Source organism: Candidatus Accumulibacter contiguus (assembly GCF_012940005.1).
Taxonomy (GTDB): Bacteria; Pseudomonadota; Gammaproteobacteria; order Burkholderiales; family Rhodocyclaceae; genus Accumulibacter; species Accumulibacter contiguus.
Genome location: NZ_SPMX01000056.1, coordinates 50,788 through 58,629, shown reverse-complemented (window position 1 = coordinate 58,629; position 7,842 = coordinate 50,788). Strand labels below are relative to the sequence as shown.

Here is a 7,842-nt window from a genome sequence, read left to right as displayed (position 1 = left end):
ATCACATCCTGGGGCTGTAGTCGGTCCCAAGGGTATGGCTGTTCGCCATTTAAAGTGGTACGTGAGCTGGGTTTAAAACGTCGTGAGACAGTTTGGTCCCTATCTGCCGTGGGCGCTGGAAATTTGAAGGGGGCTGCTCCTAGTACGAGAGGACCGGAGTGGACGAACCTCTGGTGTACCGGTTATGACGCCAGTCGTATCGCCGGGTAGCTATGTTCGGAAGAGATAAACGCTGAAAGCATCTAAGCGTGAAACTCGCCTTAAGATGAGATTTCCCCGGGGACTTGATCCCCCTGAAGGGTCGTGGTAGACCACCACGTTGATAGGCTGGGTGTGGAAGCGCAGCAATGCGTTCAGCTAACCAGTACTAATTGCCCGTGAGGCTTGATCCTATAACCTTGAGCAGCAACTCCCATTCGTCCCCCCCAATCACCACCCCTTCTTCCTCCGCACCCGCTCACCCCGGCGTGCGTACCCCTCATGCTTGGCGGCCATAGCCCTTTGGACCCACCCCTTCCCATCCCGAACAGGACCGTGAAACGAAGGTACGCCGATGATAGTGCATACTTCATGTGTGAAAGTAGGTCACCGCCAGGCTCCCCTTCCCCCCCAAAGCCCTCCCGCTCCTTAGCGGCGAGGGCTTTCGGCTTTCCCGGGTCAGATAGACTGAATCCTTCGCTTGATGCGCTACACTCGTTCGTGCTACGGTCACCTTTCTGATGGCGAATGGTGGCGAGATGGAATCGAACAGCGAAATGGCAACACTTGGCGGTGGCTGCTTCTGGTGTCTGGAAGCGGTCTTCGAGCAGATGCGGGGTGTTCAGTCAGTAGTCTCCGGTTATTGCGGCGGATACCTTGACTACCCCAGCTATGCTGCCGTCTGCACAGGCCGGACGGGGCATGCGGAGGTTGTGCAACTGGCCTTCGATGCAAGGCAATGTTCCTATCGTGAAATCCTGGAGGTCTTCTTTGCGATTCATGATCCGACGACGCGCGACCGTCAAGGCAACGATATCGGAACGCAGTATCGGTCGGTGATCTTCTATCACACGCCCGAGCAGCAGCAGATTGCAGCGTCGCTGATTTCGGAACTCAACGAAGCGGGGTTGTGGGCAACACCGATCGTTACCGAATTGCTCGCCGCGCCACGGTTTTTCCCAGCCGAACCGGACCATCAGCAATATTTTCGCAGAAACCCCGATCAGGGTTACTGTCAGGTCGTTGTCAGTCCGAAGCTGGCGAAGTTTCGCAAACGGTTTGCCGGTCGCCTCAAGGTGAATCAATGAAGTCAAGCAAATCGCGAACGAAGCGCTCGCGTTCCCACTGGTGTGGCGAGTGATCGGTACCTTCGTAAACATGTAGTACGGCGTTGGCGATTCTGTTCTGGACGTAGTGCGCGGTCTCGCTGCGATAGTAATTACTGGCACCGCCATAGACCAGCAGGGCAGGAATATCGATTTTATCGAGAGTCGCCCGATAGTCGGCTTCGGTCAGGCTTTCCCAGCAGGCAATCAGCGGTGCTGGATCCTGGTCCTTCAGCCATTGCCGCGCCTTGTCGAGGCCCCTGGAGCCCTGATGATACTTTTCCCTGGCGCGTGTGTTGAGGCCCATCGCACCCAGCCGGAGAACGGATTCCGCAAAGTCGGTCTGGAGATGGTTCAGAAAAGCTGCGGAACGGTCGTGATCGAAATCGCCGTAGATCCCATTCAACCATTCGGAATCGGTGAGAAGTTTTGGTGACTGGTCCAGAAAGCAGACCTTGCGCAGCTTTCCGCAGCCATGTTCCTTGATGTACTGCCACAGGGTCAAGGCGCCCAGGGAGTGGCCGACTGCCACCAAATTGTCCAGATGATAGTGGTCGATCAGGTTATGCAGGTCTTGCGCCATACGCTGAACCGTTGGCACGGTATCTCGCGTCAGCCGATGTCCACCGTGGCCGCGGGCGTCCCATCGGAAGACACGATGATGCGGTGTCAGTTGGTCAAGAAACGGTGACCATTCACGGTGGCTGGCTGTCCAGCCGTGCAACATGATGATCGGCGAGCCGTTGCCGGAAACCTGCAGGTGGATCACTTCGCCATCGTCGGCCAGGAAATGCATCATCGAATCGAACACGCAAGGGAATAAACGGAGAGTGTCACATACACCAGACAATGGCAAGCATACACCCCATCGAGAGGGAACGCTTCCTGACCGGGATGCCTTACGCGGCAGGATCTGGCATCACTGGCTGAGTCGTCACCTTCGCCAAAGGCACTGCGAGGTCTGCATTCAGCGTCGGGCGATGCGCCGAAAAAATGCGCGTCGAAGGGGATCCGGTGCGGCTGTAGTGTTGCCAGGCTTGGAACCAGGATCCTCTTCGCAGATCCTGCTGAACATCGCATCGAGTGCAGCGGTGGCGGCAGCGCGTGCAGCGGTCTGCGAGGCGATCTGGCTGGGAGGCGCGAACAAGGGGCAATACTGGTACGAGGGGATCACTGCGGATGGGTTGTAATCGGCAATGAACTCTAACGGGCCAATCGGAAAAGTGATCTGGCAGCGCTCGCCGGAACGTCGGTCAGACCACAGGTTTCCGCCACCGGGCAGGATAAAGAGATTGATGAACCAGGGCGTGATGACTGCTCCCACCCAGTCACCCGACTCGTGCTCTGCATCGCCGGCTCCCGGTGCAGGCAGCGACGGGCCGACGGCAGACCAGTGGGTGGAATTCCAGCGGCGGAAGCCAACCGCTTCAACCGACAAGGCGGCATTGACGAAAGGCAGATTGTGCATACTGGTCGTCCAGATGTGCAGATACATCGCCTCCAGTCGCGCTGCCGGGTTCTCGATGATGGGTTCAGCCGGGGGAGGTTGCGGTGCCTGAAAGGCCGCATTGCGAGAACGCGGGCTCATTGCCGGTCGTTCAGGTCGTTGAGCGTATCGCGCAGGTCGGTAAAATGCTGCGACGAATCATAGCGACCCGCCAGAGAGGCGGCGAGTGCGGCAAGCGCATCTTCGATCAGAGCCCGCTCCCGATCATCAAGAACTTCCCTGGCCAAGCCGAGGGAAGCCAGAATCCATGTCCCCGGCGGTTGCCGGCCGATCAGCATCAGGTTTACCCGTTCCCGCCGCAGCGACTCTCCTTCTCGCCGCTCGACGATCGCGAACTCACCGCTTTCGTTTTCCAGCGCAACGATTTGCATGGGGATCGACAGGCACATCAGGCAGGTTCGCCAGCGAGCGGCGACGCGCTGATTCCCAGCATCGCCAGTTCCTCGACCAGCATGTGCAGCAGTTTCGGCATGCCGGCTTCGACTGCACTGCTCAGCTCCATGCCCAGCGCCAGAGACTGCGGCTGCAGGCCAAGGATAGTGGTGTGTCGCGGAGCCCTGCCCAGCATCGCGAGGGTGGCCAGAACGTCGCATAGACCGATCTGGTGCGGCGACAGCTTGGTCTTGAAGAATACCGGTACGGCTGTATCCGCCAGCCGGATCGGCGTACCCGGGGGCTTGCCGGCGCGTATCGCGTCAATCATGATCAGCGCGTCGAGGCCCTCGAGATTCTCGAGCATTTCCATGCCGCAGGTGCCACCGTCGATCAGCTCGACTTCCGGTGGCAAGGAATAACTCAGCGGCAGGCGCTCGACGATACGCACGCCAAGCCCTTCATCGCTTAGCAGGATGTTGCCAACACCCAGGACGACAATGCGCATCGCTAGTGCGGGTGCAGGGCGAGTTGCGAGGGATCGGGATGGCATCCCGGTGCCTCTGTGAATGCAGCCGCGTGCCCGATCATGCTGCCTTGACCTTGACCACCGGTTGCTTTTCCTGATCGACGACATGCACCGCACAGGCCAGGCAAGGGTCAAAGGAGTGCACCGTGCGCAGCACTTCGAGCGGTTGATCGGGAATCGCGACTGGCGTTCCCGCCAGGCAGGCCTCGTAGGCGCCAGGTTCGTCCTTCTCGTTGCGCGGCGCTGCATTCCATGTGGTGGGAACGACGCACTGGTAGTTCCTGATCTTCCCATCGTTGATCACGATCCAGTGCGAAAGAACACCGCGCGGTGCTTCATGGATGCCGACGCCGGAGATCTCGCCTTTCGGAAATGCCGGCTTGTTGAAGGTCTTCAGGTCTCCCTTGGCCATGCTGGCCAGCAGCAGATCCCATTGGCGAGCCAGTTCATCAACCTGTACCGCACAGCCTACGGCGCGCGCCGCGTGACGGCCGATTGTCGAGTGCAGCGCATCGATGCCGACCTTGGTCTTGGCCACGCTGGACACCAGTTCAAGCGTGTGCGTGGCATAGCCAATGGTCGGCTGATGCCCGGCTGCGACCATACCCAGAACGCGCGGCAGCGGACCGACCTGCATCGGCTTCTCATAAAACGTCGGTGATTTCAGCCACGAGTACTTGCCATTATCCTGGAAATCGGTGTATTGCGGTCGCGTTTCTCCCTGGTAGGGGTGCAATGGACCCTTGCCGCCCTCGTACCAGGAATGTTTGACCGATTCGCTGACGCCATCCTTGAAGTAGGGGTCGTTATGCGTCTTGATTTCCTTGAAGCTGGCCAGGTCGCCTCCGGCGATGTGACCGCCAGGGAGGGCAAACTGGGTGTTCTTGCCATCGAGAGGAATGTCCGGCATCGAGATGTAGTCGACGATGCCACGCCCGATGGTCGTCCACTCGGGATAGAAGCCACCTACCACAGCGACATCGATCAGGTAGACGTTTTTCACGAAGTCGCTGAGTTGATCGATCCATTCCTTCACCGCCAGTAGGCGTTCGACGGTCAGTACCGATTGCGAGTCGATGGCCAAAGCGTTGGCGACGCCACCGACTGCGACGTTCTGGATATGTGGTGTCTTGCCGCCGAGAATGCTGACCACCTTGTTGGCATGCCGCTGCACTTCCAGCGCTTGCAGATAGTGCGCCACTGCGATCAGATTCACCTCCGGCGGCAGTTTCATCGCCGGGTGACCCCAATAGCCGTTGGTGAAGATGCCGAGTTGTCCAGTGCCGACAAATCCGCCCAGGCGTTCCTTGACCTTGGTGTATTCGGCCTTGCTGTTGCCGGACCAGTTCGACAGGCTTTCGGCGAGGCTGGCTGCCTTGCCCGGGTCGGCCTTGAGGGCGCTGGTCACATCGACCCAGTCGAGCGCCGAAAGGTGGTAGAAGTGCACAATATGGTCGTGTACAGCATGCGCCAGAATGATCATGTTCCTTATGTACTGGGCGTTGACCGGCAGTTCCAGTTGCAAGGCATTCTCGACCGCGCGCACCGAGGCAATCGCATGCACTGTTGTGCATACGCCACAGATGCGCTGTGTGATCGCCCAGGCATCGCGCGGATCGCGACCAATCAGAATATTCTCGACACCGCGCCACATCTGGCCCGAGGCCCACGCTTTCTTGACCTTGCCGCCGTCGACCTCGACATCAACACGCAAGTGACCTTCGATTCGCGTGACCGGATCAATCGTGACTCTTTGCGACATTTTCGTGTCTCCTGAAGCGTTAATGTGAACGTCGCGTCAGCGACTCATGAATCCTGCCCTGAGCCTTGCCGAAAGGCTCCCCTCCCCCCTCGCGGGGGAGGGGTCGGGGGGAGAGGGAAACGGTCATGGCTTTCATGATCGAGGGTGCCTGCAACAGCCATGACCGTTAGCTGCGCGCAGGCAGAGCATACGTTTCTTCACGAGGTAAAACCGGGAAGCGACGGGTAATGATGATGTAGCCGAGAATTTCGGCGGCGAAGATGCCGATGGTCACCAGTAGTTCCGGCACCGACGGGAAGTAGCTCCAGCCCGGACCGGTGTCGAAAGCGATCAGGAAACCGTTCAGACGCAACAGGATGCCACCGAGCATCACCGCGATGCCCGCCAGGAACAGCCTGGCCGGATTGCGGCGCGCTGCGACCGTGCCGATCAGAAGTAACGGTGCAATCAAACAGGCGTTTTCAATCCAGAAAGTCAGTGCGATGTAGGTGGGCTGGAATGCCTCGCCAAGGACGCCACGCACGGCGATATCGGTGAACCGTACCAACAGAAAGACTGCGATGATGCCGAGCATCACTCTGGCCATCGGATTGAGCATCGACACCTCGATTTGCCGCCGGTAAGCAGACGCGGCAACGCAGGACTCGAAGAGGATCACCCCGTAGCCCAGCGTGATTGCCGAAAGCAGATAAATCAGGGGCTGCATCGGGGTTTGCCAGAGTGGATGGACCTGGCCACCCATCACCACCAGCATCGTTCCCAGTGAAGCCTGGTGCATCATCGGCAGGACGACGCCGAGCGCGATGAACAGGAACAACACCTTTTCAAGTTTTCTGCGGGCGTCACGCAGGCCCATTTTCTCGAGGAAAACCGGCGAGAACTCGATCCACATGACAATGATGTAAAGGGTGATGCAGGCTGCGACTTCGAACATCACCGAATTGACGTTGAAGTAGCCCGGCCAGAAAATATGCCAGAAATTCCACCAGCGACCCAGATCGAAGGTGATGGCAGCACCGGCCAGGGTGTAACCGAAGAGGCTGCCAAGCAGAGCCGGCCGCACCAGCGGGTGGTACTTGCCCTTGTTGAAGATGTAGACCAGCAGCGCCATGCAGAAGCCTCCGCAGGCGAGGGCCGAACCAATGAAGACGTCGACCACCACCCAGATACCCCAGGAGTAGCCATCGTTGACGTTGGTGGTCGAAGCGAGCCCGAAAAAAAGACGCACCAGGATAATCGTCACCATCACGGCAATCAGCACGCCACAGACCAGTGTCGTGGCATTGAACAGGCTGCCGCCAACCGGCGCCGGTGCAGCATGTGGCTGAGCGTTCATGATGACTCCTTACCTGCTTCCTGCGCCGACGCATCGTCCTCATGATGAACATTGCGCCTGGCGACGTAGGTCATTGCCCCGAGGACGGCGAAGGGCATCAGCAGTCCGCCGTAGAGCGTGTGCTGAATCGTTTCGGAAGTGGATGCCGACGATTTGGGTGCCAGGTAGGGCATCCCGACCTTCTCGAAGTCGACCGCCGAGAGCTTGAGCACCTGTGTGCCACCGTACTCGGTCTCGCCGTAGATATGCTGCTGGTACTTGCCGACGTAGCCTTCGTAGCTCTGATCCTGACCGCCGCTCAGATTGCCGCGCGGATAGATGGTCGTGCTGCCCGGTTTGAGCGCCAGGCGTCGCCTGGCTTCGATCAGCAGGTCACTGGTACGACCGTAGAGCGTCGCGCCGGTTGGGCAGACCTCGGCGCAAGCCGAGTAGTGACCCTCCTGGTAGCGATGCCGGCAGAGCTCGCACTTGCCGATCTTGCCGGTCGGCGAGTCATACTGGTACTTGGGAATCCCGAATGGACAGGCAACGACGCAGTAGCGGCAGCCAACACAGGCCTCGGGATCGTAGGCGACGATGCCGGTTCTGGGATCCTTGGTCATCGCCGTCACCGGGCAGGCCGAGACACACGACGGGTCGGCGCAGTGCATACACGAGGTCTTCATGAATGCGTAGCCGTTGCTTTCATCGTCTTTGGTGCTCATCGTCCCGCTACGGTACATCTTGATGATGTTGAAGGTGTAGCCGCTGGTGTCGAGCGGGGTATCCCACAGCTTGTCGGCCGTCGAAAACTCAGCCGGATTGTCGTTGGCCCGCTTGCAGGCAGCGACGCAGGCCTTGCAACCGATGCACAGGGTCGCGTCGTACAGCAGACCGAGCGCCTCGGGTGGACGCTGGTAGGTGTCACGCGCCTCGACGGTGGAGCTGACGGTACCGGCAGTGACCGCTGCGCCGGCGGCGTTGACGCAGCCTTTCAGGAACTTGCGACGGGAGTTCTCGTCTGCTGGAGTGGTCGTGACCTCTGTATGCATC

Annotated in this window: 8 protein-coding genes and 2 rRNA genes; 3 read left to right on the top strand and 7 right to left on the bottom strand. The window is 59.3% G+C overall.

The window, feature by feature from the left end; genetic code table 11:
* The 3 genes from E4Q08_RS17420 to msrA form a co-directional block, all read left to right on the top strand.
* Positions 1-392: ribosomal RNA gene (locus E4Q08_RS17420) — 23S ribosomal RNA — on the top strand; the annotation flags it as partial.
* 91 nt (positions 393-483) lie between these two features.
* Positions 484-597: ribosomal RNA gene (rrf, locus tag E4Q08_RS17415) — 5S ribosomal RNA — on the top strand.
* Between the two features lie 140 nt (positions 598-737).
* The gene (gene msrA / locus E4Q08_RS17410; protein WP_169071295.1) at positions 738-1,286 is read left to right on the top strand and encodes a peptide-methionine (S)-S-oxide reductase MsrA; all 549 of its coding nucleotides are present in this window, start codon (positions 738-740) and stop codon (positions 1,284-1,286) included.
* On the opposite strand, the gene E4Q08_RS17405 is transcribed toward msrA, so the two are convergent.
* The 7 genes from E4Q08_RS17405 to hybA form a co-directional block, all read right to left on the bottom strand.
* Positions 1,270-2,103: an alpha/beta fold hydrolase gene (locus E4Q08_RS17405; RefSeq protein WP_169071294.1), complete on the bottom strand. Its 834-nt coding sequence runs from the start codon at positions 2,101-2,103 to the stop codon at positions 1,270-1,272. The two genes, msrA and E4Q08_RS17405, sit on opposite strands and share 17 nt — an antisense overlap.
* A 168-nt stretch (positions 2,104-2,271) precedes the next feature.
* Complete coding sequence (gene hybE / locus E4Q08_RS17400; protein ID WP_169071293.1) at positions 2,272-2,892, bottom strand: [NiFe]-hydrogenase assembly chaperone HybE; 621 nt, start codon at positions 2,890-2,892, stop codon at positions 2,272-2,274.
* Positions 2,889-3,200, bottom strand: coding sequence for a HypC/HybG/HupF family hydrogenase formation chaperone (locus E4Q08_RS17395; protein ID WP_034916027.1), 312 nt, complete (start codon positions 3,198-3,200; stop codon positions 2,889-2,891). The genes hybE and E4Q08_RS17395 overlap by 4 nt, the downstream gene beginning before the upstream one ends.
* Positions 3,200-3,691: a HyaD/HybD family hydrogenase maturation endopeptidase gene (locus E4Q08_RS17390; protein WP_034916029.1), complete on the bottom strand. Its 492-nt coding sequence runs from the start codon at positions 3,689-3,691 to the stop codon at positions 3,200-3,202. Before E4Q08_RS17390 ends, E4Q08_RS17395 begins: the two co-directional genes overlap by 1 nt.
* Positions 3,692-3,770: 79 nt before the next feature.
* Positions 3,771-5,474 (bottom strand): nickel-dependent hydrogenase large subunit, encoded by a 1,704-nt coding sequence (locus E4Q08_RS17385; RefSeq protein WP_169071292.1) that lies wholly within the window; start codon positions 5,472-5,474, stop codon positions 3,771-3,773.
* Between the two features lie 166 nt (positions 5,475-5,640).
* Positions 5,641-6,810, bottom strand: a complete 1,170-nt coding sequence (gene hybB, locus E4Q08_RS17380; RefSeq protein ID WP_169071291.1) for a Ni/Fe-hydrogenase cytochrome b subunit — start codon at positions 6,808-6,810, stop codon at positions 5,641-5,643.
* The gene (gene hybA, locus E4Q08_RS17375) at positions 6,807-7,841 is read right to left on the bottom strand and encodes a hydrogenase 2 operon protein HybA (protein WP_169071290.1); all 1,035 of its coding nucleotides are present in this window, start codon (positions 7,839-7,841) and stop codon (positions 6,807-6,809) included. Before hybA ends, hybB begins: the two co-directional genes overlap by 4 nt.
* Position 7,842: the final 1 nt, after the last annotated feature.